A 24,285-nucleotide genomic window follows, 5' to 3' on the forward strand; every position below is an offset into this window, starting at 1 on the left:
TGACAGTTTGAAAAAGTATCTTATAAGGTAGAGAAAATGGCGATTCGTATAAATAAATGGGTAGGTGGTTTGCTAGTTATGATGGTTGGCGTAGGGCAATCATATGCAGGTATTTCACTAGATAGAACACGACTGATCATTAAAGGCGATGAAAATTCTGCGAGTGCTAATTTATCAAACACCAGCTCAAGTATTCCTTTTCTTGCTCAGTCATGGGTTGAAGATGCCAATGGGAAAAAAATTACATCGCCATTAGTTGTATTACCTCCATTACAACGCATTAATGGTGGGCAAAAAGGCGTTGCTCGTGTTTCAAAAACAGCCGAAATAGATAAGCTCCCCCAAGACCGAGAAAGTCTGTTTTATTTAAATGTGCGTGAAGTTCCACCGAAGCCTGATAAACCAAATGTTTTACAGCTAGCGATGCAATCGCGCATTAAATTATTTTATCGGCCGACAGCTATTATTCCTGAATCTAAAAGTGCGGTTTGGCAAGACCAAGTGACATTTTATAAACAGGGGAATAATTGGCGTGCTGAAAACCCAACACCTTATTTTGTAACCATTATTAGCCTGAATAATAAACTTGTGGCAGACGGCGGAAAAAAACTGACTGATTTTCCTGGCGTAATGATCGCCCCTAAATCTAATCTCGATATTAAGGTCAATAGCTCAGCTGATAGTTTCACCATGATGTATGTGAATGATTATGGTGGTCATCCAGAACTGAAATACAGTTGTAGCGGAAATACGTGTAAAGCGTTACCACCAGAACAACAGATTCGCTAGGAGTATTCATATGAACATTAGGTGCTTAGGGATCGTATTGTTAGGGCTAGGAAGTTTCTCTGCGGTTGCAGATATTGCGGATGAAAAACTATCACGCCAAACGTTGCTAGACGTTCATAGTACTGTGCATTTTACAGGGAGTGTTTATGCGTCACCTTGTGTCCTCGAATTGGAGACTCAAGAGCAATATATTGATTTAGGTGAGATTAATGCTAGAGCGTTTCGTCGTATTGGCGATAGAAGCGCGCCTGTTGCATTTAATATTCGACTCAAAGATTGTCAGCGAGGAGCATCTAAGTCATTTGTGAATGCTGCTGGAGAGTCAACTCAAAATGCGCAGCGTTACTACCTAACAGGTGAAAGTGCTGTTTCATTGAGTATTGCAGGAGATTCGAATTTTTTTAACCCTGAGCTCGTGCGAGTTACAGGTGATATTCGAGGCGCAGGATTACGTATTTCCAGTAAGGAACATCAAAACCTAATGGTCAATCAGCCAACAAGCTCATGGGTGATCAAACCTGGTGATAACAACATTACACTTAATGCCTCATTAGAATCTACAGCACAGTCTGTTTCAGCGGGAACTTTTAGTGGGTTAATTAGGCTAAAACTGGAGTATTTATAACCATGTTTGTATCCAACAACAAAAAACTAAAAGATATGACTCTTGTGGCTGGTTTACTGACAATAGGGGCTTTCCCGTTATCTGCTTTGGGCTTTCCTCACGGCTCGGTTATACCTACTGGGGGGACTTATACATTCGAAGCAAGGATGAATAATCAGATACTTGTCAATGAGAAGGATGCCGAAACAGTATTCAATTTTGATGTAGGTAACTGGCCTTTTTTCGATATTTATTGCCAAAAAAAAATGAATACAGGAGGGTCTGGGAGTTCAGATCCTGATTCAGGAATGACATTTGATTTAATGTCAACCATTCCTACATCAATGCAAAACCCAGGGTATCTGAACCTTAATGAATATTTTGATGTAAAAGTTGAAATTCAAATTGGGGGAACGATTGGTCAGAAAGTTCCTGTTCCTGTTAAAGATATATGGAATGGGGGATCTGAGCCAATAGAGTGTATTCCACCGAGTGTCAATAGCCGTGATTATGGCGTCGAGTTACGGACGGGATCGAGCGGAACAATCACGTTTAGACTGAAAAAACCGATTATAAATGGTATTACCATCAACCAAGCTGAACTGGTACAGGTTTTTGCTAAAAAAGGCAGCCCAGCGAATGGCAGTACAGCTTATGCGTCAATCCCTTCAACTCGGGTTGTTTTAGGTGCAGGGATTATCACAGTTGCTGACGAGTGTACGATTAATCAAGGTAACCCAATTAATATTGATTTTCTTGATGTAGCAAATACGAGTGAACGGTTAAATGGAGTTAATTATGCTCAGCCCTTTAAGATCCCAGTCAAATGTAGCGGTGGGAGTTTTACGACAGGTGATTTAAATATCAAGCTGTCACTCTTACCAGGGGCGTCAGGTAGTGCGGATTTTAACCCTGCTTATTTCGGTACATTAAAAAATGGTGTGAAACGCACAAATCTTGGCATTGTGGTGACTGATAATGTGACGGGTACATTGGTAAAACCGAATCAAGCATACCAAGTGCCTAACTTTATTAATAACCAAGGTACTTGGAACTTAACGGCTGCGCCAATAGCAGCGCCTGGAAGTAGTGTGGAAGAAGGTGAGTTTACAAGTACCGGAACCATTCTTGCTGAATTCCAATGAGGCCGATCATGCGAAATAATAATCAGTTAAAACGTACAAAATATTTATTGTCGATTGGCTTATATTTATTAGTCTCGGGGGCGGTGAGTGCGAGTGTGATCCCGAGTAATATGGGTAGCTATTCATTCAAAGGCATGGTTGTTGCTACGCCATGTCAGATAGCGCCTGGAAGTGAGAAGGTCTCTGTTAGTTTTCAACAAATCTCGGTTAAAGAACTTTATAAAGAAGGCAAATCGAAACCTTTAAATTTCTCAATTCATTTAGCGAACTGTAATACGACTATATTTAAATCGGTGACAGTGACATTTAATGGAATTGAAAATGGGAATCTTCCTGACCATCTTGCGATTAGTGACCAAAGTGAAGCTAGCGGTATTGGTATTGGGTTATTAAATTTAAATGAAACACCCATAGAATTGAATACGCCATCACTAGCGCAAAACTTGGCAACAAATAATACGGAAATTCAATTTAAGGCTTATGTCGAGGCTGAGCCTGAAGCGAGAGTTAACCAAACTATTACTTATGGGAATTTTTATAGTACAGCATACTATACATTAAATTATCAATAACGAATAAAAATATGATTTTTGCAATAAAAATTAAAAATAATAAAAAAGAAAGTTATCCATGGGGGCTTTTAGGTTTTGTTATAATATTTTTTGGTATTATATTGCATATTTATTTGCCGAATATGGGCGGAACAGGTTTGTCATTACCATTTAATATAATTAGTAGTTTTTTTATTGCTTTTTTTATTATAGTGGTTAATATTACACAAATTAAAAATTCAAAATTATATTACTCTAAGTCGAGTAATTATATTACGCTTGGGTTGGTGTTATTATTAGGTTTATGTTTTTTTTCACCTGAAGATTACCAGCTTAATGCATACTTGACTGCATATTGGTTATTGGGTGCGTTATTTTTTTATCAAGTTTTATTGCAAATAAATATTTCAGAATCCGTATTGAAAATAATTGTTTGCAGTGTATTATTTGCTGCTATTATTGAGAGTCTATATTCAATAGCACAAGTTTTTAAATTTTTCCCAATATCAGGGGATAGGCCATATGGCGTATTCCAACAAGTTAATGTTCTTTCTAGTTTTATTTGTGTTGGCATTGCCAGTGCAATAGGTATGTTTATTTTAATAAGAACCATCACATGGTATGCGTCTACTATTATCATTGTGAGTCTCATTTTAATGAGCACAGTATTATCGTTGTCTCAATCATTAACTGGATATTTAAATTTATTATTAATTGTTGTTGTTTTTTATTTTTTTGCAAAGTATCATCGTAAATATATTTTTTATTCTGTAATAGCGATTGTTATCGGTCTTATTTTTGGTTATGGAATAAAAGTTGCTTTTAATATTTCTGACTTTTCTGAAAGTAAATTACAGACATCGCATATTAGATGGGTATTGTGGCAGCATAGTTTATATTTATTCAGTGAGAATGTTTTATTTGGTACGGGTGTTGGTAGTTTTGAATCTGTATTTTTAGAGCGCTTTGGTGGTGGGTTACTAGAAACCAAAGTAAGGGGCATGTCACATCCACATAATGAGATATTACGTTGGATGGTTGAAGGTGGGTTAGTTGGCATTGCTGCGATATTGTTAGTTATTATTGGTGGTGGGTATCTACTTTATTCTTCATTAAAAAATAAAAATAATAATTATGTTTTTTTAGTTATTGCATTACCAATTGTTTTACACATGATGACAGAGTTTCCATTGTGGCTATCAATACCTCATGGGGTGGTACTGATACTGCTAATACGTTGTGCTGATATTCCAACTAAAAAATATCATTTGAATAAAGTTGTAGGGTATTGTTCTAAAATAGTTATTGCGTTAGGTGGTTTTTTATCAATGGGGTTGCTGTATTTTACTTTGCAAACGCAGCAATATTTAACCTATATAGAAAAAACAGGGCAACAGTTTCTTCTTTCGAGAAATGAGCCTGATTATAGCGAATGGAAATATTACTTAATCGATGATCGTTATAAATTAGATCTCAATATGGGATATTTATTACGCTATAATGAGACGCAAGACCCTTATTATTTGAATTTGTTTTCATCTTGGGCTGAAAGTTATTCACGTTCTTGGTCAGATGTTAATGTTTATTTTTCTTGGATCCTTGTTTTAAATGAATTAGGTGAGAGAGAGAAAGCGAAAAGTGTCAAAGAAAAAGCGATTTTTTTATTTGATAATAATGAAAAATTAGAAGAATTGAATTTTTAATTATTCATGTGGTACTTCATGTGTTAATTAAAAATCTAAAGAATTTATTGATGTCCATTATCAATAAATAGGGTGTTTTATTAATTTAAATCTATATAAAAGGAAATAACATGAAAAAGTTAAATGCTATCGAAGCTGCTGCTGTAATTGGTGGAACAGAACAAGTTTGTACTGATACTTATGAGAGCATCACTATTGGTGGAGTTAAATCTTGCCAATTAGTAACAACTTGTACTGATAAGCACGGTAACAAAACATACTCAGCGAAAGCTGTTGATGCACCAAACTGTGATGTAACAGCTCCATAATATTAAATTTAATTTTTATTAGTTGATACATGGGGAGCTATCCCCATGTATTTTTCGTACCTGAATGGAATTAACTGTTATGAATACTCGTTTTAAACCAATAACTATTACACTTTATACTCTATTTGTTATTATCGTTTCTTCACTCATGACGGTTTTGTCCTATCATATTTTTGTTTTTAATACTTTCTCAAATGATGATGCACAAGTTTCTTCTTTTATTGAATTTAATAGTGAACAAGCTCTGTTGAGTCCAATAAAAGAAAATAATAGCATCATAGAAGTTGTTTCTTATGGTTGCCATTATTGTGCAGTAAATCATGACAATGTCAGCCAATTCGAAAAAACACTCCCTGAGAATGTCAACTTTAAAGTCATTCATTTAGCCAAGGATAATAATCTAGGGCTGGCTGCCTATGCGCCTATTTTTGCGACATTGGAAGAGATGGGTGTGGAATCTCAATACCGTCAGGATCTTTATACTGCCGTTATCAGCGATAAGCTTGATTTAGCTAACAAAGATGTCTTAAACCAATGGTTAAAACAGCACAATATTGATTCTACTCAATACCTAAAAACCAGTGAAAGCCAAGCCGTTCAAGAACGTCTTAAATATATGCTTGAAATTAGCAAATTTTATCAAATCACTGGAACACCTGCCTTTATTATCAATAAACGCTATGTTGTTTATCAAGACCGCGATTTTGCAGACTTTACTACCTATATGCTTGAGTTATTAGACAAAAGTAATGAGGAGTTACGGTGATCCGGTTTTTCATTGTTTGGACGGTATTTACAGCGAAAAACTGTTTGATGCCGTTTAAAAAAGGATATCAAAAACTTAATCATAGTGGGCTTGCCTTTTTACGGTTGTTATTGCGTCGGGGCTATATCACATCGGTATTATTTGTTTCTAATTTATTATGTCGCGCTGGTTTATTAGGCCGTCAATATCGTAATCGTAATAAAGTCGCCACGGAAAACTTTCGTAGTTTAATGGAAACGAAAGGGCATATTGATATGAGCTGGATAGCTATTCGACGCTTCATTTTGGAAGAGGCAGCCACATGGGGACAAAACCAAGAAATCATGGCGCAAGTTCGAGTTTGTACCCTTGAACTTGATAGCGTTGTTGCGCCTTTGCACCAACAAAATAAACCCGTTGTACTTGCTCCGTTGCATATGGTTTCTGATGTTTTAGCCACAATGGTTGGGGCGGGGGTGACTCCTGGCAATGCGACGGTGGTGGTTTCGTCGAGCGCAGAGCAGCAAAAGTATAACGCTTCGGCACGTGAGCTAGGTCAGGTGAATTTATCTTATTGCTCTATTCATCAGGGAAATAAAGTATTAGCTAGCCAATTAATGACCGCGATGACAGAAACGGCGACAGGGCAAAAGAATATGATTGTTTTCCCTGATATTACCCCTGATTACACGGTTCAAACTGAGGAAGGGGCGTCGAGCAAATTATCGTGCCATTTATTTAACCGTGCAGCAAAGTTACACAATGGTGTCGTGCGTTTATCCAGTGCGATTTCGGCACAGGTAGTTTTTTATCATCTGTACTACCAAAACGGTTTACAAATCAAAGTTTATCCGCCTGTTGCAGCAAAAGATGTTGCAACTCAAATGCCAGCCATTATTGAAAATGCGGTTCGTCATTATCCCAATGATTGGCTTTTATGGCATAGCCATTCACTTTATTTTATTAGCCATTAAATAATAATGAAAAATATTATTCCAAATTTTGTTTCTCAAGAAGAAACCAATGAATGTGGCTTAGCATGTATTGCGATGTTAGCACAAACCCAAGGCCTCAACGTTTCTCTTGAAACGCTGCGAGAGATGTATCCGGCATCGGATCATGGAACTTCTTTGATTGATCTTTCGTCCATCTTAGCTAATTACGGTGTTGCGACGACACCGGTGCTATTTGAGCACCAAGAGCTCAATAGCTTACCGCTTCCCGCTATTTTACATTACGGAGCAAACCATTTTGTGCTGCTTGCTTATCGTAAGGGAAATAACGTGTGCGTGATGAACCCTGCAATTGGGCAGCAATGGTTACCTTTCTCTGCATTAAAAGCGGAAATCAGCGGCTATGCATTAATTTTAGAGCCGGATACCGCGCTGGAAAGAATTGAATCGCTAGCACCAGAAGACAAAAATGATGGGGATGGGAAAAAAGCTCCTCATGCAATGAGCCTGAAAGAAACCTCAGAGATTCGCGGTGTTTATTGGTTGATGATATTCGCTTTTTTGGTTTCTTTAACGCTATTTTTAATGCCAGCCATGGTGAGCAATGCGATTAACCAAGCCTTTTCCGACGCTAAAAATGCCATTTTCCCTTATGGCTGGTTTATTGTTGCCTTTGTGGTTGCAACACTATTAGCCCTTGGCGTGAGAATGCTCAGCGAGCGTTTCGTAAAACACTTTGTGTTGATTAAAAGCGGGGTTGGCTTTTCCCGTTTATTGAGTAATCCATTGCGCTTTTTTGAAAAACGCGCACCCGGGGATGTTTTTAGCCGTTTTGTTGCTTGGCAGAGGGCATTAACCGAAAAAATTGAGCTGGATAACGGGTTACGAACGGATTGGGTTATTTGTGCAATCGCATTAGGTACCATGTTTTGGATTGCCCCCGTGTTAGCCGCTATTTCGGCTGCGGGTGTTACCGTGATGGGCTTAATTAGTGTATGGGCGATTATTCGTGACCGGTGGTACACCCAGCAGTTACAGCTAAAATCAGCAGAATTAAATGACTTTTTTATGGAGACGCTGCAAGGCATTCTGACCATAAAAACAGCAGGGATAGAAAATCAGCGTAAGGCGCAATTTGCATGGTTAAACCGTGAATTGTTTACCTGTATGCAACGCAGAAATGTGTATCAACAAATTAAAGATGGCATCTATCAATTAATCGGTAGTTTGGAGATGGTCATTTTTATGTTGGTGGTTCTACCTATGGTGGCCAATGAGTTAATTTCGTTGGGGGATTTCTTTGCTTATAGTTTCTTACGTCAAATTTTCACCAATTATGTGACGCGTATTTTTTATGCGATTATACATAAGTCACAACTGCATATTATTGATACACGCGCCCATTCTTTATTCCCTAAGAAAAGCGAGCAGGACACCGAACCATTCCACGAGAAACAAGCCTCAGTGCAAGGAAATGCACCACACTTATCTTTCAAGGGGATTCATTTCTGTTATGACCCTGCAAAACCGATTTTAAATAATGTGTCATTAGACTTACCTTCAGGCTCACAGGTTGCCATTGTTGGGGAATCTGGGGTAGGAAAAAGCACGTTATTACGCACCATTGCGGGTTTATTCAGCCCACAGCAAGGAATATGCGAATCCAATGGGGAAGCCGTCAGTGTGCAGCAGCTTACGCAATTGGTTTGCTTGCAAAGCCAAGAAGATATTCTATTCAATGCGAGAGTCTTAGATAACATTACGCTATTTGACCCTAATTTCCGTGAAAAAGATAAAAAAAGAGTCGAAGTGCTGCTCGATAAATTGGCACTCGGTGCAGTGATTAATCAATTACCTGGTGGAGTGAATGCGTTAATAAGAGAAAGCCATGCGGCACTGTCACTTGGGCAACGCCAACGTTTGTTATTAGCTCGTTCGTTGTACAGTGCCCGTCCTATTTTATTATTGGATGAGCCCACTGCCAATTTGGATGAAGAAACAGCAAAAATAGTCATGGCGACTATTCAATCACATTGCCAGAAAACAGGTAAGACATTGATTGTCGTCACTCACAGTGAAGAGCTGGCGGCTAATTTTGATGCACTTTACCGAATCGTGGATGGGAAATTAAGTCTTGAGATAAGCACCAATAAAGACCCTTCTGTCACCGCAGGCACGCTTCAATCTGAACCTTCTTTATTAGCGGTAATGGAAGGTACTCCCTTATGACCTCTCGTCACGTAACACCAATATTGGGTTTAACGGCCCGACGATTACGCATTTTAGGTGGGCTGGTGGCACTGCTTGTGTTGATCGTGGTGATCGGCCGTTTTGTTTGGCAATCACCCGCCCCTGTATTGTATGAAAACGTAATTTTATCGGTGGAACGTGGCGATATAGAAAAAATCGTTATGGTAACGGGGAAATTAAAGCCCTCAATGCAAGTTAACGTAGGGGCTCAGGTTAACGGGCAAATCAGAAAATTGTATGTAAAACAAGGCGACAAAGTAGTTAAAGGGGAGTTATTAGCAGAAATCGACCCGACTATCCAACAGTCTGAGCTCAAAAATGCAACTGCCCGGTTATCCAGTGCTCAGGCGCAAAAACGGGCTGCAGAAGCAACTTTAATACAGTACATCAAAGCCTATCGGCGTCAGGTAGTGATGCAGCGAGATGGTTCTGGTATTCGCAGTGAATATGAACAAGCGCAAGCACAATATGAGGCGCAATTACAGCAGGTTAATGTCAATGAGGCGTTAATCACGCAATCAGAAATGGACGTACAAACTGCACAAGCTAACCTCAATTTTACACGGATCGTCGCGCCGATCAGTGGTGAAGTGCTGGGTATTGTGGCGAACGAAGGGCAAACCATCGTTTCTTCACAGACAGCACCAACCATTTTAGTGTTGGCGAACCTGGATAAAATGCAGGTTCAGACACGAATTTCAGAAGCGGATATTCAAAAAATTAGCCCAGGCCAACCCCTCACGTTCTATGTGATTGCAGACCCGGAAACGCACTACGAAAGTACGATGGGGTATGTTCAACCCATTCCGCCCGAAGCGCTTGATGAAAATAACAATAATTCTGGAGGGCAACAGAACAGCGCAATTTACTACAACGGAACGTTCGAGGTTGATAACGCTGATCGTGCATTAAAGACATCAATGACAGCGCAAGTATTTATTCGTGTTGCACAAGTAAAAGATGCCATTCGACTCCCTACTAGTGCGCTGGGGCGTGCGATGGGTGCAAACCAATATGAAGTGACCGTGATCAAAAATGAAAAACCGGAAACGCGCACCATCAAAGTGGGCATTAATGACCGCCATTTTGTCGAAGTTCTTGAGGGAATTAGTGAGGGTGAACAAGTTGTTATTCAATCAGATAATGTGGCGAGTGAATAATGGCGATGACACGAAATGTATCTTTAACTCGTCCTCTGATTGAACTTCATCATGTTTATCGTGAGTTTTCAGCTGGTACACAAACCATTCCTGTTTTGAATGATATTTCGCTATCAATTAATCAAGGAGAGATGGTCGCTATCATTGGTGCATCAGGTTCAGGTAAATCAACTCTGATGAACATCATTGGTTGTTTAGATAAGCCCTCTCAAGGGGAAGTATTTATCAATGGGATTGCGGTTCATGAGGTGAATAGCGACCAACTGGCGGAATTACGTAGCCAATATCTTGGATTTATTTTTCAACGTTATCACCTAATGCCCTACCTGACTGCAGAGGAAAATATTGCGATCCCCGCTTTGTATACGGCAATGCCAGAAGATGAGCGGAGCGCTCGAGTTGCTTTATTAGCAGAAAAGTTAGGGTTACAAACGCGCTTGGATCACAAACCTTATCAATTATCTGGTGGGCAACAGCAGCGTGTCAGTGTCTGTCGCGCCTTGGTCAATGGTGCGCAAATCATTCTTGCGGATGAACCTACAGGGGCATTAGATAGCGCTAGTGGCCACGCATTGATGGATATTTTACATCAACTTCATCTCGATGGGCACACTGTTGTGATTGTGACCCACGATAAAAATATCGCTCAGCAAACTCAGCGAATTATTGAAATTAGTGATGGAAAAATTGTTTCTGATAAGCAGAACCAAGCGCAGAAAGGCACAAAACAACGACACCAGCTTCCTACTGTTGAAGATAATGGCCGTGCATCGGTGTGGCGCAATATTATTGAGTCTATTCGTATGGCATGGCGGGCCTTACTCGGTCATCGCATGCGTGCATTTTTGTCGATGTTGGGAATTATCATCGGTATTTCTTCTGTGGTGTCATCAATGGCCGTGGGGGAAGGAGCAAGACGCTCCATCATGGATGAAATCGGGAAACTCGGCAGCACGACTCTGGAAATTCGCCCTGGCACTGGGTGGGGGGCTAAGCGGCCTGATATGGAGCGTGCGTTATCGTTAAATGATGTCAAAAGCCTAAAGCAGTTGCCATGGGTTGAGTCTATTTCCCCCGTCGCGAGTAGCATGACGATGGTCGTTAATAAAGGCTTGGATAACTCCATCATGCTTAATGGCGTTTCAGAAGAATATTTTGCGGCACAAGGGTTTCAGCTTTTACATGGTAGCTTATTCAGTACGCTCGATATGGCAGACAGTGAGCCCGTTATCGTGTTGGATGAAGGAAGCCGAGAGGTACTTTTTCAACCAGAAGAAGAACCATTAGGGCAAATTGTGCAAATTGGCCATTCACCATGGCGAATTATTGGTATTGCCCGTAAACCGGGGCCCAAAATGTCGAGTGGCTTTGTTATGGGGTGGGTGCCTTACTCATCCTTACAGCAACGTGTGGTTGGGGACAAACCCATTGAATTTATTTCGTTGCGTTTCCCTGAAAGCTTAACTTCTCAACAAGCTAAATTACAGGTTGAGCGTTTGTTATTACGCGAACATGGTAAAAAGGACTTTTTTATTCAGTCGGATGACCAGCTCGCAAATGCATTACAAAAAACATCCGATTCTATGTCATTACTGATCACCTCGATTGCTGCTATTTCCTTATTGGTTGGCGGCGTTGGGGTGATGAATATCATGCTGGTTTCTGTGACGGAACGAACTCATGAAATCGGGATCCGCCTTTCGGTCGGAGCGCGTCCTCAAGATATTATGAACCAATTTCTGATAGAAGCCGTGATGATTTGTTCGCTTGGCGGGTTTATTGGTATTGTCGGTGCATGGTTAGCGGGGTGGGTTTTTTCTTATCTCACCACTGAATTTACGATGGTGTTTACTCTGTTCCCTATTTTATTAGCGTGCGGTTTTTCCGCTCTAATTGGTTTTGTTTTTGGCTATTTTCCTGCTCGTCGGGCTGCCAAACTCAACCCAACGGAGGCATTGGCACGCGAATGAATATCAAATCGCTTTATATCATTTCTGCTTTATTTTTGCTAAATGGCTGCGGCAGTTTTACGCGTACGGAATACCAACGTCCTGAGCTCACATTGCCACAGCAGTGGGATGATAAAATACACCAATCCGGTGCAAATGACGTAGTGACGTCAGTTCAGTCATTGAACCTAACTGAAAATTGGTGGGATAACTTTAAAGATCCTCTGCTATCTCAACTAATCAACCAGGTACTAGAGAATAATAATGATTTAGCCGCAGCGGCAATTAAGTTAAAGCTGGCGCGAAGTACGGCCGGGCTAGCAAACACTAATATAACCCCAAATGTCTCCCTTGGGGGCTCAGCAAGCAATACAAAATCTATTCGCAATGGAACCTCTCCTCAAGAGAGTTATAGCTCAAATCTAAACTTAAATTATGAAGTTGATTTATGGGGAAAGCTTGCACGTATTCGTGAAAAGAATGAGTGGGAAGCAATAGCAACCGAACAGGATTACCATGCAACAGCATTAGTGGTTATTAATACGACAGCACAATTATATTGGAATATTGCACTGTTAAATCAACAGATTGATAACCTGATAGCGAGCCAAAAGATTGCAGAAAAAAGTCAGCAGCAAATTAAGTCTTGGTATTTGGCAGGAAAAGTTAGCCAACTGGATTTTTTACAATCGCAGCAAACTGTGATTAGTCGAAAAAATGAATTGCGACGAATCATTAAAGAACGTGACAGTTCCCGTAATGCGCTAGCCCTATTGTTGAACCGCCCTGCAGAGCAGCATGCCAGTGAGCTCACCGCACTTAATCGAAATCAACGAATTGAAATTCTTAACGCGACACCGTTGTCCGTATTAGCACAGCGGCCAGATATTCAAGCTGCCGAGTCACGTCTTCGTTCCGCGCTTGCTGACTCTGACGCTGCTAAATTGAGTTTCTACCCGACACTGTCTTTGCAAGGTGCGCTTAATGCGGGTAGCCAATTGTTTTCTCAATGGTTTAGTGACCCGACACGAGTTGTTGGAGGTTCGATTTCTCTGCCTTTTATTCAGTGGAACACGGTGAAATTGACCATTGAACAATCCGACTTACAAGTGCAACAAGCTGCGGTGGCATTTCGTCGAGCAGCTTATACCGCCTTATCAGAAGTCGATAACGCGATGGAAGCCCGTTTTGCCGCGGATGAAATTCGTCAGCAATTGCAACAGTCATTATCACTTAGCCAGCAGCGGTTAAAGCTCACTAGCAGCCGTTACCGAGCTGGTGCCGCGAATTATCAAACACTGCTTAATGCGCAAGATGACCTTTTAACTATTGAGAACACATTAGCTCAAAATCAATACGATTATCTTTATGCAACGCTGCAACTTTGGCTAGCACAAGGTGGCGGTAGCGCCCGACAAGAGGACAACCCATTATGAACCAAAAATCTCACTTTAAACGCGTTGTTGTCACAGGCTATGGGGCTGTCACTCCATTGGGGGATACGGCTTCAGCATGTTGGCAAGCGATTATGGATAAAAAGCTCGGTTATCGTTACGTTGATAAAACTGCGCAAAATATCCACAGTCATTTTTTAGGGCTTATTGATAATGAACCCAGCTTAAAAGGGGTTCCCGCGGCTATTCGTCGTCGTTTACCGCGCCATACGCGCTTAGCTTTGGGGGCCGCACGAGAGGCCATGAACATGGCCTTCGCAGACACGCCATTAACGGATTTATATGACCCTCTGATGTGTGGCGTCATTATGGGATCGGGGTGGGCAGGGCTTGATGAAAATTATATGTCGGTAAGTGAATTCGAAGCGACAGGGATGACCTCGCCTTTCAACTGTTTTTATGCAATGCCAAGTGTGACAACAGCGGCTTGCAGCCAGTTTTGGAACCTGCGTGGATATCAAAATACGACCATCGCGGCTTGTGCGACAGGCACTATTGCGATTGGTGATGCTTTTGACGCGATCCGTCATGGACGAGCCGATATGATGCTCGCTGGTGCAGGAGAGTCCTTGCGGACCGATTGTGCTGTATGGAATATCGATGTTCTTGGTGCTTTAACTCGTGAAGCGGAAGACCCGACTCGTGCATGTTGCCCATTCAGTGCGGACCGTAGTGGATTCGTGCTTTCTGAAGGTGCAGCCGTGTTGTGTTTAGAAGAGCGTGAGAGCGCTATTTCACGTGGCGCCACTATTTTGGGTGAAATTACAGGGTATGCGAATTTTTCTGATGCATTTGATTTTACATCACCAGCAGAAGATTGTGTCGCCCGAGTGAAAACCATTGAAATGGCTTTACAACAAGCGGGAGCCGCTCCTGAATCTATCGATTATATCAATGCCCATGGGACCTCAACGGCTCTTAATGACTTAAATGAAACAGAATCACTGAAAAAGGCATTAGGTGCGGCAGCTTATCAAATCCCAATGTCTAGTACTAAATCCTATACCGGACACTTAATTGCCGCTGCTGGTAGCTTTGAAACCATTATTTGCTTGCAAGCTATGGCACATGGCGTGATGCCTGCAACCGCTAACTTACATCACTCGGACCCGCAATGTGACCTCGATTATATCCCTAACGAACACCGTATTGGTGAAGTTAAGCGTGCACTAAACCTGAGTTTTGGCTTCGGTGGGGCTAATGCGGCGCTGATTTTAGAGAAAGCGTCATGAGGACATTACGTTATACCGTTGAGGATGCAAAACAGTGGGCATCATTTTCTGGTGATGATAACCCGATTCATTTTGACCTTGAATGGGTCAAAGCGAAGGGCGTAGAGCAACTGAGTGTACATGGCATGCGTGCACTACTCGATGTGAAACAATTTGCGAGTGAATCATTAAATCACGAACTATTGGCTTCACAAGAGGTTATCGACTCTGAGTTTATCAAATGTGTCGTGCGGTTACGCAATCCGTTATGGAACGATAAAGATTATCAATTAGTTGCACGAAATAAAGCGGGATCTGTGGCTTTACTCTCTTCTGATGAGCAACAAAATTGTTTAACTTGCCAATTGTCGGTCACCTCCCCACCGCGATTACATGAAATCGCAAATGAGATAACGATTTCGACCGCCGAACTTGTGAAATTGCAGTCAATATTCTCTCAGTTTCCCAACGAAATGTATGAATGGCAATTTATTGATGCAGTTTTGTTTTGGTACTTAATTCATGATAGCTCTTTATTTCAACAACAAGAGATCGCGCAATGGCTGCCAGCCGGCTCTACATTGAAAGATATTTTTTGCCGTTATCCTATCGTACAAACCCACCAAGAAGTGGTTTTTGACCGTGCACTTCTGACTAAATGGGTTCCTATCACCTCTCCTGAATCTATTTACCTACGTATTTTACCCGCCTTAGTCATTGCGGATAGTGAGAGTGGCCGATTAGTAAGTATCAGTATCACTGCCCATTACGGGGAAAAAATAATAAACAATTCAATAACATTGAAAGTTAATTCAATAACTCAATAAGAATGCAAGGATAAAAAAAATGAGCCAATATCAAGAAATTTATATCAAAATTAGTGACATGATCTGTGACGCAAAAGATATAGAAGCAGAAGAGTTGAATGCGGATATGACTTTAGTCCAGTTAGAGTTTGATAGCTTAGATTATGTTGAACTTATGGTGCTTGTTAAACGTGACTTTAATGTTGTTTTAGATGCGGAATTTTTCCTAGAACATCCAGAAATTTCGGTAAAAGCACTGTGTGAACATATTGATAAGGAACCGAAATCTTAAAATGGCAAATAATCAATGGATACTCGTGACGGGAGGAAGCCGAGGAATTGGACTCGCACTGGTTAGTGAATTGCGACGCCACTGGAATGTGGTTTTTACTGGGCGTAACGTTGATGGTGTTAATGAAGCACAAGCGAGTCTTGAAAACCCCGATTTAGATACATGGGTGAAAGGATCCCCGTGTGATGGTAAGAATGAAGCACAAGTTGACGCGCTTTCTAGCTCGTTATTGGAACAGTTTGGGGCTCCTACGGCTATTATTCATAATGCAGGTATCACTAGGGATGCCTTACATATTCATCAAGATGCTGAAATCTGGCGAGACGTGCTAGAGAACAACGTCATTTCCGTGATGAATTGGCACCGTAAATTATTACCTGCAATGTTGATGACGGGGAATGGCTCGGTCGTATTGATGTCATCAATTACTGGGCTAAAAGGCAATATTGGCCAGACAGCTTATGCGGCGAGTAAGTCCGCGATGATGGGGTTGACGCGTTCATTGGCTCATGAAGTTGGGCGTTTTGGGTTACGTGTGAATTGTATTGCTCCGGGGCTTATTGATAGTGATATGACCCGTGCAATGCCTGAAGCTAAATTAAAAGCTATGTGCCAAAACATCCCGTTACGCCGCTTAGGGCAACCCCAAGAAGTGGCAGAGCTAGTTGAATTTTTGATTGGCGATAATAGCCAGTACTTAACAGGGCAAACATTGGTCTTAGATGGTGGCCTAACTGCGTAATGGATTGTTTTAATTACGGTTAGCAGAACAAATATTCACTCGATAATTTATATTTTATATTTCCCCTTAAACGTTTTAGTAAATTTCCGTTTAAGGGGTTTTTTTATGGGTTTAAACAACCTTATTTAAAGTGATTTATTCAGCTGTAGTATGGCTTTCATGCAGTGATGTGTGGGTAGTAAAGAGCTGTAATATGACACCAAGTAGTGCGCAGGCAGCCATTGCAAAGAAGGTATAAATATAGCCTAAAGAGCTATTCCAGCCTCCACCAAGATTAATTAACCAGCCCATTAATAGCGGGGATAATGCACCACCAATGAACATGGATGTGGTGATAATACCATTTGCAGTAGAAATGGATTGGTCATTGGCATTATCAGATGCCATAGCGTAGTAAATTGGCCAAACGGCATTAGCCACCAAGCCGAAGAACAGCTGTATAGCGATAATTTTTGGCATTGACGTTGCGAAGTAAAATAAAGCGATACCAATGCTCATCCATAAACCGCAAATGATTAAGGTTCTTTTTCGACCTAATATGTCTGATAGCCAAGGCCAAACAATTTGCCCGAGTACACCCGTTAATGTGAAGATGATACTCAGCCCCGCTGAAGCGGCTAAAGATAACCCAGAGACATGATATAAATAGGAGGGCAATACCATGCTGATCCCCATATAAACAATCTGAGTTAATAATGTATTCCCTGCTGTTAGTGCAATATTTCTATTTTTTAGTGTCTTAATAAAAATTTTAAATCCTTGGCCTTTTTGTACTTGAGTACTACTGCTTTCTGCTGGTTTGGTCATGCCTGATTTTTCAATATGCTCATATAATATTGAGATCCGTGCTGCGGTTGAATATTTAGCCCAAAAAATCATAATAGGCAGTGCGACCACGAGTGGTATAAAGAAGCTATATCGCCAGTTCGCTTCGCCAAATTCAGAGATAATAAAACTTGCAACAACACCGCTTAATAAAGCTCCGATGGGATATCCAGTATGGTGTACACCAAGTGCAAAACCTCTTTTTTCTTTTGGCCACCATTCTGCCGTATTACTTACTCCAACAGGTTCACCCCAACCGGCACCGAGATTCACTCCAAATCTTAATAGGATAAAATAGGTTAAATTATGGCTAATAGCTTTAAAACCAGAAACAAATGAAATAGCGGTATAACCTAATACTAAAGGAACTTGAAAACGAGCACGTTTCCAACCTGAACCATATCGATCACTTAGAACTGAACCGGGTATATCTAAAATAGCGAGGGCTATCATAATAATAGCAACGATATTCCCCCATTCTTCAGGGCTTAAATTAAATTCCTGAGAAATAACAGGGCCTAGTCTTAATATCATTTCTCTATCATAAGCATTTAATAACCAAATAAGCCAGCAAACAAATAATGAGACCCACGAGAAACGATGTATTTTCTTAAATGATATTTTATTATTTGAAACATTATTTTTAATCATAATTGTAGCTCTTTTATAAGTATAATAATTTGTGAACCGTTGATATTCATTTTTGATTTAAACGTTATTTAACCCCCAAACCGTTTTTCAGGAATACCGGTCACACCAAGATTATGTATGGAGAAGACACTACCGCGTAATTGGCCATCTTCAGGAAAGCGAGGTAAAGGCGGCCTTGCCATCGATGTGACATATAAAATATCTAAGTTTTCACCTCCAAAAGCGACGCTGGTGACTTTCTTAACAGGCATTTCGATAATTCTGTCAATTTCGCCAGTAGGGCTATATCGAACGATTTTTCCTGCATATACAAGGGCATTCCAAAGATAGCCTTCACTGTCAACGGTCGCACCATCAGCAGCTCCACCCGATGAGGTGTTAACGGTACAGAATGTTTGGCGATTACTGATATTGCCTGTTAAGCCGTCATAATCATATTTCCATATTTCACCTGTCCATGTATCAGCAAAATAGAAAGTATCGCCTTTAGGCGACCAGCAAGGCGCATTTGAAACAATAATACTTTGTTCAATTTTATGAAGGGAATAGTCCGTATCTAGTCGATATAACGCACCTGACGGGGTCTCTTCTTGCATATCCATCGAACCGACAACAAAGCGTCCTTGCCTATCAACTTTCCCATCATTGAATCGATTATGAGGTTTATCACTTTCAGGTGAGTGCAGAAGATTTGTTTCTCCCGTAGCAAAATCAAGAAGATAAATTCCTTTCTCGAGTGCAACAATTGCGGAGTTTCCATCTTTACATAAAGCCATTGAACCAATTTTCTGCCTAACATCCCAGCTTTTAATTTCAGTTCCACGTTCCGTACAGGAAAATACACGGCCATCTAAACTGTCAATCCAATATAAGCGTTGCTGTTGAATATCCCAAACAGGGCCTTCCCCTAAATTATTCTTCAAATCTAATAATACGTTTATTTTCATTTTTACAGCCTTATTAATAATATCGATTGATTAAAAGGAATGTATCTAATTAATTTAGATATGATGTGATATATATGATTGGCTATTGGTTAGAGGTAATCTTAATAGTAGGGAAGTACTATTAAAATAATGTGAAGATAGCTGTATTTATTGTACGGCCAATTGTTAATTTGTTTGTTCATTTGCACAATAGAAATGAATGGCGCAATTTATTAAGTAAAAAATATTTATTAAATAAAAAGGTTTTAAAATAGTTAAATCAACTCAATTTAAGAAATAATCTCACTATATTTATTTTAATTAAATTAATTTTTAAAGATAAAAACTGGGATGGTTTTATTTTCAATATTATTTAATGATTGCTAATGGATAAAAACCATACTTTTTGTGCTGGATTGTTGATCGTGCACAATACCCCACGGTGCCTCGGTTATAGAATGGTAATTGGAAGTCGATAAATAAATTAAAGATAAAAATAAATTTCAAAAAAGCCATTTTAAAACGCTGAAGCAATGTTAAGTGAGGCAGATTATGAGTAAAGCATTATCTGAGGGAGTACTCCAATCGGAGATCAGCCGCAGGAAGCTAATGCAAACCAGTACCGTCGGGGGACTCGCACTTGCAAGTGGAGCGCTAAGTTTACCTTTTAATAGTGTTGCTGATACCAGTGAAACAGCACCCAAAACAGCCATACCTGAAGAAAAAATAGTTTGGAGCGCATGTACCGTTAACTGTGGAAGCCGTTGCCCACTGCGAATGCATATTGTTGATGGTGAAATAAAATATGTTGAAACCGACAATACCGGTGATGATGTTTACGGTAATAAGCACCAAGTTAAAGCCTGTTTACGCGGGCGCTCAATGCGCCGTCGTGTCTATAACCCTGACCGCTTGAAATACCCGATGCTGCGCGTTGGGGCGCGTGGTGAAGGTAAATTCAAACAAATTAGTTGGGAAGAAGCCTACGATTTAATTAGCGACAATCTAAAACGGATTATTGCCGATTATGGCAATGAAGCGGTGTACTTGAACTATGGAACAGGCACATTAGGTGGCACAGTCGCACGTTCATGGCCGCCAGCGAATTCACCAATCGCCCGCTTGATGAACTGCATGGGCGGCTATTTAAATCATTACGGTACCTATAGTACAGCACAAATCAGCTGTGCGATGCCTTATACCTATGGTAGCGGGGCGGGTAATAGCGTTTCTGATATCGAAAACTCCAAGTTGGTGGTTCTGTTCGGAAACAACCCTGCCGAAACCCGTATGAGCGGTGGTGGGATCACTTATCAACTCGAGCAAGCCCGTGAGCGTTCTAATGCAAGAATGATCGTGATCGACCCGCGTTATACTGATACAGCAGCAGGGCGTGAAGACGAGTGGATCCCAATCCGTCCGGGAACAGACGCCGCATTGGTGGCAGGGATCGCTCATGTGCTGATCACTGAAAATATGGTTGACCAACCTTTCTTAGATAAATACTGCGTCGGCTATGATGAGAAAACGCTACCCGCAGATGCTCCGAAAAATAGCCACTACAAGGCATATATTTTAGGGCAAGGGGATGACGGTGTAGAAAAAACACCACAATGGGCTGCGCAAATCACCGGTATTCCTGCTGATAAAATCATCAAACTAGCGCGTGAAATCGGTTCCGCAAAACCTGCTTATATTAGCCAAGGTTGGGGGCCACAGCGCCATTCGAACGGCGAGCAAACCGCACGTGCGATTGCGATGTTACCGATTTTAACCGGTAATGTGGGTATAAATGGGGGAAATACGGGGGCTCGTGAAGGGAACTATGATATTCCATTTGAGCGTATGCCAACGTTAGAAAACCCAGTTAAAGCAAGTATTTCTGTATTTTTATGGACCGATGCGATAGAGCGCGGCCCTGAAATGACCGCAACTCATGATGGGGTAAGAGGTAAAGATAAACTGGATGTTCCGATTAAGTTTATTTGGAACTACGCCAGCAACAGTTTAATCAATCAACACTCTGATATTAATAAAACGCATGACATCCTTCAGGATGATAAAAAATGTGAAATGATAGTAGTGATTGATAACCATATGACGGCTTCAGCGAAATATGCGGATTTAGTCCTGCCAGATTGTACCGCGTCTGAACAAATGGATTTTTGCTTGGATGGTGCCGCTAGTAACATGGGCTATGTGATTTTCGCCAGCCAAGCCATTGAACCACGTTTTGAGAGCAAAACGGTGTATGAAATGTGTACACAAATCGCACGCCGTATGGGGGTTGAAGAGAAATTTACCGAAGGGCGAACCCAAGAAGAGTGGCTACGCCATTTGTATGAAATTTCACGACAAAAGTTACCTGAGCTACCTGATTTTGAGACATTCCAGCAGCAAGGGATTTACAAAAAAATGAACCCACAAGGGCATGTCGTGGCACATAAAGCCTTCCGCGAAGACCCAATTGCAAACCCATTAAATACCCCGTCAGGAAAGATTGAGATCTATTCATCTCAATTAGCGGATATCGCGAAAACATGGACGCTCGCAGAAGGTGATTTGATATCAGCACTCCCAATGTATTCACCAGGCTTTGAAAGCCATGATGATAAGCTCACCGAAAAATACCCACTGCAACTGAGTGGTTTCCACTATAAATCACGAGTTCACTCCACTTACGGCAACATTGATGTGCTTAAGGCTGCTTGTTTACAAGAGATGTGGATCAACCCTATTGATGCAAAACGTCGCAATATTAAAGATGGCGACATAGTGCGTATTTACAACGATAGAGGGGAGGTGCAGATTGCTGCCAAAGTGACCCCACGCATCATCCCAGGGGTTGTGGCTATGGGGGAAGGGGCATGGTACGCACCTGATGAAAATAAGGTGGACCATGGTGGTAGCCTAAACGTCCTGACGACTCAGCGCCCGTCACCGTTAGCGAAAGGTAATCCGCAACACAGTAATTTGGTTGAAGTGGCAAGGGTATAGGGAGATAAATCATGACAACACAATATGGTTTTTATATTGATTCCGCACGATGCACCGGATGCAAAACGTGTGAATTAGCGTGTAAGGACTACAAAAATTTATCTCCTGCGGTGAATTTTAGACGCATTTATGAATATGCAGGGGGAGATTGGCAAGAAGATAACGGTGTATGGCATCAAAACGTATTTAGTTATTATTTGTCGATTTCATGTAACCACTGCGAAGACCCTGCTTGTGTGAAAGTGTGCCCAAGTGGCGCGATGCATAAACGTGAAGATGGCTTTGTCGTTGTGGATGAAAGTGTGTGTATTGGCTGCCGCTATTGCCATATGGCTTGCCCATACGGTGCGCCGCAATTTGATAGCGAAAAAGGGCATATGACCAAGTGCGATGGTTGCTATGAACGTGTTGCGGTTGGCAAAAAACCGATTTGTGCTGAGTCTTGCCCACTGCGTGCATTAGATTTTGGTCCCATTGAAGAGTTACGTGAAAAACATGGCAATTTGGCAGAGATTGCGCCACTACCTGAAGCGCATTATACCAAGCCCAATATTGTCATTAAACCCAATGCCAATAGCCGTCCTGTCAATGATACGACAGGCCATTTAGCCAATCCTCGGGAGGTATAACATGGGCAATGGATTACACGAATGGCCGCTGATTTTATTTACGGTATTAGGCCAAAGTATTGCAGGCGGCGTGATTGTGACAGGGCTTGCTTGGTTATCGACAGATGATAAACCCCAAAAACAGCGCATTGTGAATGCAATGTTGGCGTTATGGGTGTTGATGGGCTTAGGCTTTCTCGCATCCATGATGCATATGGGCTCACCGATGCGTGCATTTAACTCGATGAACCGTGTGTTTGCGTCATCATTAAGTAACGAAGTGCTGTTTGGCTCCATTTTCTTTGCTTTGGGCGGCCTATGGTGGCTGTTATCTGCAATGAAAAAAATGCCAACAGGGTTAGACAAAGTGTGGTTAATCATCACCATGCTGATGGGGCTGTTATTTGTTTGGGCAATGACTCGAGTTTATATGATAAGCACGGTGCCAACATGGAATACGTCACATACCACTATTGGTTTCTTTATGACCCTGTTTGTTGTCGGGCCAATTTTAGGCGCACTTTTATTACGCGTGGCTAAATTTCCGTTTAATAGTGGTAAGTTAGCAGCGATTAGTATCGTGGCTTATATTGTGACTATCGCGTCAGTACTACTGCAAAGCGGAGAAATTGCATTAATTGCCACTTCTGTTCAAAAAGCAGTGGATTTAGTCCCTGATTTTGGTGTTTTACAAGTGATACGCTTAGTGGTGACCAGTCTTGGGTTACTGCTATGGATTTTGCCTGTTGTGCGACAAAATCAGCCTTCAGTATTGAGTCTACTTCTGGGTACCGTGCTGGTACTGATTGGTGAATTTATCGGTCGTGGGCTATTCTATGGTTTACATATGACAGTCGGTATGGCTGTGGCTTAATTGGTAAACCTTTCAGCGCAGGAGATGGTTTCCCTGCGCTGATAACTTCAGAGACAATCAATATGCAAGAAGCGCACTTTCTTGAGCACGTCGCAGTCACAGGGCGAGTTCTGGGGTCTTTATTTTATTTCTCACCAGAAAATGAAAACAACGCAGAGATTATTTCGATTTTACAAGAGCCAACTTGGCATGAAGAATGGCCATTTTCCTTACCTTCTTTAGCAAAAATTAGCCAGCTTTTACAATCCAGTGCTCAGGAGAATGAACCCCTCAGTGAAGCATGGCAGCGCTTGTTTATCGGGCCTTATGCTTTACCCGCGCCTCCTTGGGGCTCAGTCTGGTTAGACAAAGAAAAGATTGTTTTTGGTGACTCAACCGTTGAGCTGCGCCAATGGATGCGTACTAAAGGTGTTGAGCCAGTGACAACACAAAAAGAGCCAGAAGACCACTTTGGGCTGATTTTGATGTTAGCGGCTTGGCTCGCTGAGCAAAATCGCAGAGCTGATTTAGAAGAGTTACTCGCTTGGCATCTATTACCTTGGTCGGCACATTTTCTCGAAGTATTGATAGATTCGGCTAACAGCGATTTTTACTGCGCATTGGCGATACTGGCCAAAGAAACATTGGATGGATATCAACAACAGTTAACATTGCCTGTATTAGAGAAAGTGGTGTTTTACAAAGATACGTTATAAATAAAAATAGCACCGCTATCATTTGCGCGGTGCTATTGGTTTTTCAT

22 protein-coding genes are annotated in these 24,285 nt (G+C 41.3%); 20 read left to right on the top strand and 2 right to left on the bottom strand.

What is annotated here, in order from left to right; translation table 11 throughout:
- Nucleotides 1-78: 78 nt before the first annotated feature.
- The 16 genes from PR800_RS04110 (at nucleotide 79) to PR800_RS04185 (ending at nucleotide 16,662) form a co-directional block, all read left to right on the top strand.
- Nucleotides 79-789 carry a fimbrial biogenesis chaperone gene (locus tag PR800_RS04110; protein WP_229597622.1) on the top strand — a complete coding sequence of 237 codons (711 nt, stop codon included), beginning with the start codon at nucleotides 79-81 and terminating at the stop codon, nucleotides 787-789.
- 10 nt (nucleotides 790-799) lie between these two features.
- The gene (locus tag PR800_RS04115; RefSeq protein ID WP_102138140.1) at nucleotides 800-1,414 is read left to right on the top strand and encodes a fimbrial protein; all 615 of its coding nucleotides are present in this window, start codon (nucleotides 800-802) and stop codon (nucleotides 1,412-1,414) included.
- A gap of 2 nt (nucleotides 1,415-1,416) precedes the next feature.
- A complete protein-coding gene (locus tag PR800_RS04120) occupies nucleotides 1,417-2,538 on the top strand; it encodes a fimbrial protein (protein WP_102138139.1) in 1,122 nt (373 codons plus the stop codon).
- Between the two features lie 8 nt (nucleotides 2,539-2,546).
- Nucleotides 2,547-3,110: a fimbrial protein gene (locus PR800_RS04125; RefSeq protein ID WP_229597489.1), complete on the top strand. Its 564-nt coding sequence runs from the start codon at nucleotides 2,547-2,549 to the stop codon at nucleotides 3,108-3,110.
- Between the two features lie 11 nt (nucleotides 3,111-3,121).
- On the top strand, nucleotides 3,122-4,792 hold the full coding sequence (locus PR800_RS04130; RefSeq protein WP_272530273.1) for a PglL family O-oligosaccharyltransferase: 1,671 nt from the start codon (nucleotides 3,122-3,124) through the stop codon (nucleotides 4,790-4,792).
- A 110-nt stretch (nucleotides 4,793-4,902) separates the two neighbouring features.
- Nucleotides 4,903-5,100: a DUF4762 family protein gene (locus PR800_RS04135; RefSeq protein ID WP_102138136.1), complete on the top strand. Its 198-nt coding sequence runs from the start codon at nucleotides 4,903-4,905 to the stop codon at nucleotides 5,098-5,100.
- A gap of 79 nt (nucleotides 5,101-5,179) precedes the next feature.
- Nucleotides 5,180-5,866 (top strand): DsbA family protein, encoded by a 687-nt coding sequence (locus PR800_RS04140; RefSeq protein WP_229597488.1) that lies wholly within the window; start codon nucleotides 5,180-5,182, stop codon nucleotides 5,864-5,866.
- Nucleotides 5,863-6,819 carry an ABC transporter gene (locus tag PR800_RS04145; protein WP_166264114.1) on the top strand — a complete coding sequence of 319 codons (957 nt, stop codon included), beginning with the start codon at nucleotides 5,863-5,865 and terminating at the stop codon, nucleotides 6,817-6,819. Before PR800_RS04140 ends, PR800_RS04145 begins: the two co-directional genes overlap by 4 nt.
- A 6-nt stretch (nucleotides 6,820-6,825) precedes the next feature.
- Nucleotides 6,826-9,027, top strand: a complete 2,202-nt coding sequence (locus tag PR800_RS04150) for a peptidase domain-containing ABC transporter (protein ID WP_166264116.1) — start codon at nucleotides 6,826-6,828, stop codon at nucleotides 9,025-9,027.
- Nucleotides 9,024-10,208, top strand: a complete 1,185-nt coding sequence (locus PR800_RS04155; RefSeq protein ID WP_195697830.1) for an efflux RND transporter periplasmic adaptor subunit — start codon at nucleotides 9,024-9,026, stop codon at nucleotides 10,206-10,208. Before PR800_RS04150 ends, PR800_RS04155 begins: the two co-directional genes overlap by 4 nt.
- Entirely contained in the window at nucleotides 10,208-12,178 is a 1,971-nt protein-coding gene (locus PR800_RS04160) for an ABC transporter permease (RefSeq protein WP_375373106.1), read from the top strand. Before PR800_RS04155 ends, PR800_RS04160 begins: the two co-directional genes overlap by 1 nt.
- A 2-nt stretch (nucleotides 12,179-12,180) precedes the next feature.
- Nucleotides 12,181-13,593: an efflux transporter outer membrane subunit gene (locus PR800_RS04165; RefSeq protein WP_272530330.1), complete on the top strand. Its 1,413-nt coding sequence runs from the start codon at nucleotides 12,181-12,183 to the stop codon at nucleotides 13,591-13,593.
- Nucleotides 13,590-14,843, top strand: coding sequence for a beta-ketoacyl-[acyl-carrier-protein] synthase family protein (locus tag PR800_RS04170; RefSeq protein WP_102138131.1), 1,254 nt, complete (start codon nucleotides 13,590-13,592; stop codon nucleotides 14,841-14,843). Before PR800_RS04165 ends, PR800_RS04170 begins: the two co-directional genes overlap by 4 nt.
- Nucleotides 14,840-15,649 (top strand): MaoC/PaaZ C-terminal domain-containing protein, encoded by an 810-nt coding sequence (locus tag PR800_RS04175; protein ID WP_272530275.1) that lies wholly within the window; start codon nucleotides 14,840-14,842, stop codon nucleotides 15,647-15,649. Before PR800_RS04170 ends, PR800_RS04175 begins: the two co-directional genes overlap by 4 nt.
- A gap of 19 nt (nucleotides 15,650-15,668) precedes the next feature.
- Nucleotides 15,669-15,920, top strand: coding sequence for an acyl carrier protein (locus PR800_RS04180; protein ID WP_102138129.1), 252 nt, complete (start codon nucleotides 15,669-15,671; stop codon nucleotides 15,918-15,920).
- Between the two features lies 1 nt (nucleotide 15,921).
- Nucleotides 15,922-16,662: an SDR family NAD(P)-dependent oxidoreductase gene (locus tag PR800_RS04185; RefSeq protein ID WP_210843004.1), complete on the top strand. Its 741-nt coding sequence runs from the start codon at nucleotides 15,922-15,924 to the stop codon at nucleotides 16,660-16,662.
- 135 nt (nucleotides 16,663-16,797) lie between these two features.
- Here PR800_RS04185 and PR800_RS04190 read toward each other — a convergent pair whose 3' ends face one another.
- Together PR800_RS04190 and PR800_RS04195 are read right to left on the bottom strand one after the other, a co-directional pair.
- Complete coding sequence (locus tag PR800_RS04190; RefSeq protein WP_166264124.1) at nucleotides 16,798-18,138, bottom strand: MFS transporter; 1,341 nt, start codon at nucleotides 18,136-18,138, stop codon at nucleotides 16,798-16,800.
- A 68-nt stretch (nucleotides 18,139-18,206) separates the two neighbouring features.
- Complete coding sequence (locus PR800_RS04195) at nucleotides 18,207-19,085, bottom strand: SMP-30/gluconolactonase/LRE family protein (protein ID WP_195697827.1); 879 nt, start codon at nucleotides 19,083-19,085, stop codon at nucleotides 18,207-18,209.
- 531 nt (nucleotides 19,086-19,616) lie between these two features.
- Here PR800_RS04195 and PR800_RS04200 point away from each other — a divergent pair.
- From PR800_RS04200 to dmsD, 4 genes are all read left to right on the top strand, one after another.
- Nucleotides 19,617-22,061, top strand: a complete 2,445-nt coding sequence (locus PR800_RS04200; RefSeq protein WP_195697826.1) for a DMSO/selenate family reductase complex A subunit — start codon at nucleotides 19,617-19,619, stop codon at nucleotides 22,059-22,061.
- An 11-nt stretch (nucleotides 22,062-22,072) separates the two neighbouring features.
- Complete coding sequence (locus PR800_RS04205) at nucleotides 22,073-22,690, top strand: DMSO/selenate family reductase complex B subunit (protein WP_102138125.1); 618 nt, start codon at nucleotides 22,073-22,075, stop codon at nucleotides 22,688-22,690.
- 1 nt (nucleotide 22,691) lies between these two features.
- Nucleotides 22,692-23,543: a DmsC/YnfH family molybdoenzyme membrane anchor subunit gene (locus tag PR800_RS04210; RefSeq protein WP_272530277.1), complete on the top strand. Its 852-nt coding sequence runs from the start codon at nucleotides 22,692-22,694 to the stop codon at nucleotides 23,541-23,543.
- Nucleotides 23,544-23,605: 62 nt separating this feature from the next.
- Entirely contained in the window at nucleotides 23,606-24,238 is a 633-nt protein-coding gene (dmsD, locus tag PR800_RS04215) for a Tat proofreading chaperone DmsD (RefSeq protein WP_102138123.1), read from the top strand.
- Nucleotides 24,239-24,285: the final 47 nt, after the last annotated feature.

The organism is Providencia sp. PROV205 (genome assembly GCF_028479505.1).
Lineage (GTDB): Bacteria > Pseudomonadota > Gammaproteobacteria > Enterobacterales > Enterobacteriaceae > Providencia > Providencia huaxiensis.

Coding starts and splice junctions, on each gene's coding strand:
- PR800_RS04110 (WP_229597622.1), top strand. CDS start 79: ATGATGGTTGGCGTAGGGCAATCATATGCAGGTATTTCACTAGATAGA.
- PR800_RS04150 (WP_166264116.1), top strand. CDS start 6,826: ATGAAAAATATTATTCCAAATTTTGTTTCTCAAGAAGAAACCAATGAA.
- PR800_RS04175 (WP_272530275.1), top strand. CDS start 14,840: ATGAGGACATTACGTTATACCGTTGAGGATGCAAAACAGTGGGCATCA.
- PR800_RS04190 (WP_166264124.1), bottom strand. CDS start 18,138: ATGATTAAAAATAATGTTTCAAATAATAAAATATCATTTAAGAAAATA.
- PR800_RS04210 (WP_272530277.1), top strand. CDS start 22,692: ATGGGCAATGGATTACACGAATGGCCGCTGATTTTATTTACGGTATTA.
- PR800_RS04205 (WP_102138125.1), top strand. CDS start 22,073: ATGACAACACAATATGGTTTTTATATTGATTCCGCACGATGCACCGGA.
- PR800_RS04140 (WP_229597488.1), top strand. CDS start 5,180: ATGAATACTCGTTTTAAACCAATAACTATTACACTTTATACTCTATTT.
- dmsD (WP_102138123.1), top strand. CDS start 23,606: ATGCAAGAAGCGCACTTTCTTGAGCACGTCGCAGTCACAGGGCGAGTT.
- PR800_RS04185 (WP_210843004.1), top strand. CDS start 15,922: ATGGCAAATAATCAATGGATACTCGTGACGGGAGGAAGCCGAGGAATT.
- PR800_RS04115 (WP_102138140.1), top strand. CDS start 800: ATGAACATTAGGTGCTTAGGGATCGTATTGTTAGGGCTAGGAAGTTTC.
- PR800_RS04160 (WP_375373106.1), top strand. CDS start 10,208: ATGGCGATGACACGAAATGTATCTTTAACTCGTCCTCTGATTGAACTT.
- PR800_RS04170 (WP_102138131.1), top strand. CDS start 13,590: ATGAACCAAAAATCTCACTTTAAACGCGTTGTTGTCACAGGCTATGGG.
- PR800_RS04130 (WP_272530273.1), top strand. CDS start 3,122: ATGATTTTTGCAATAAAAATTAAAAATAATAAAAAAGAAAGTTATCCA.
- PR800_RS04135 (WP_102138136.1), top strand. CDS start 4,903: ATGAAAAAGTTAAATGCTATCGAAGCTGCTGCTGTAATTGGTGGAACA.
- PR800_RS04200 (WP_195697826.1), top strand. CDS start 19,617: ATGAGTAAAGCATTATCTGAGGGAGTACTCCAATCGGAGATCAGCCGC.
- PR800_RS04180 (WP_102138129.1), top strand. CDS start 15,669: ATGAGCCAATATCAAGAAATTTATATCAAAATTAGTGACATGATCTGT.
- PR800_RS04155 (WP_195697830.1), top strand. CDS start 9,024: ATGACCTCTCGTCACGTAACACCAATATTGGGTTTAACGGCCCGACGA.
- PR800_RS04120 (WP_102138139.1), top strand. CDS start 1,417: ATGTTTGTATCCAACAACAAAAAACTAAAAGATATGACTCTTGTGGCT.
- PR800_RS04195 (WP_195697827.1), bottom strand. CDS start 19,085: ATGAAAATAAACGTATTATTAGATTTGAAGAATAATTTAGGGGAAGGC.
- PR800_RS04125 (WP_229597489.1), top strand. CDS start 2,547: ATGCGAAATAATAATCAGTTAAAACGTACAAAATATTTATTGTCGATT.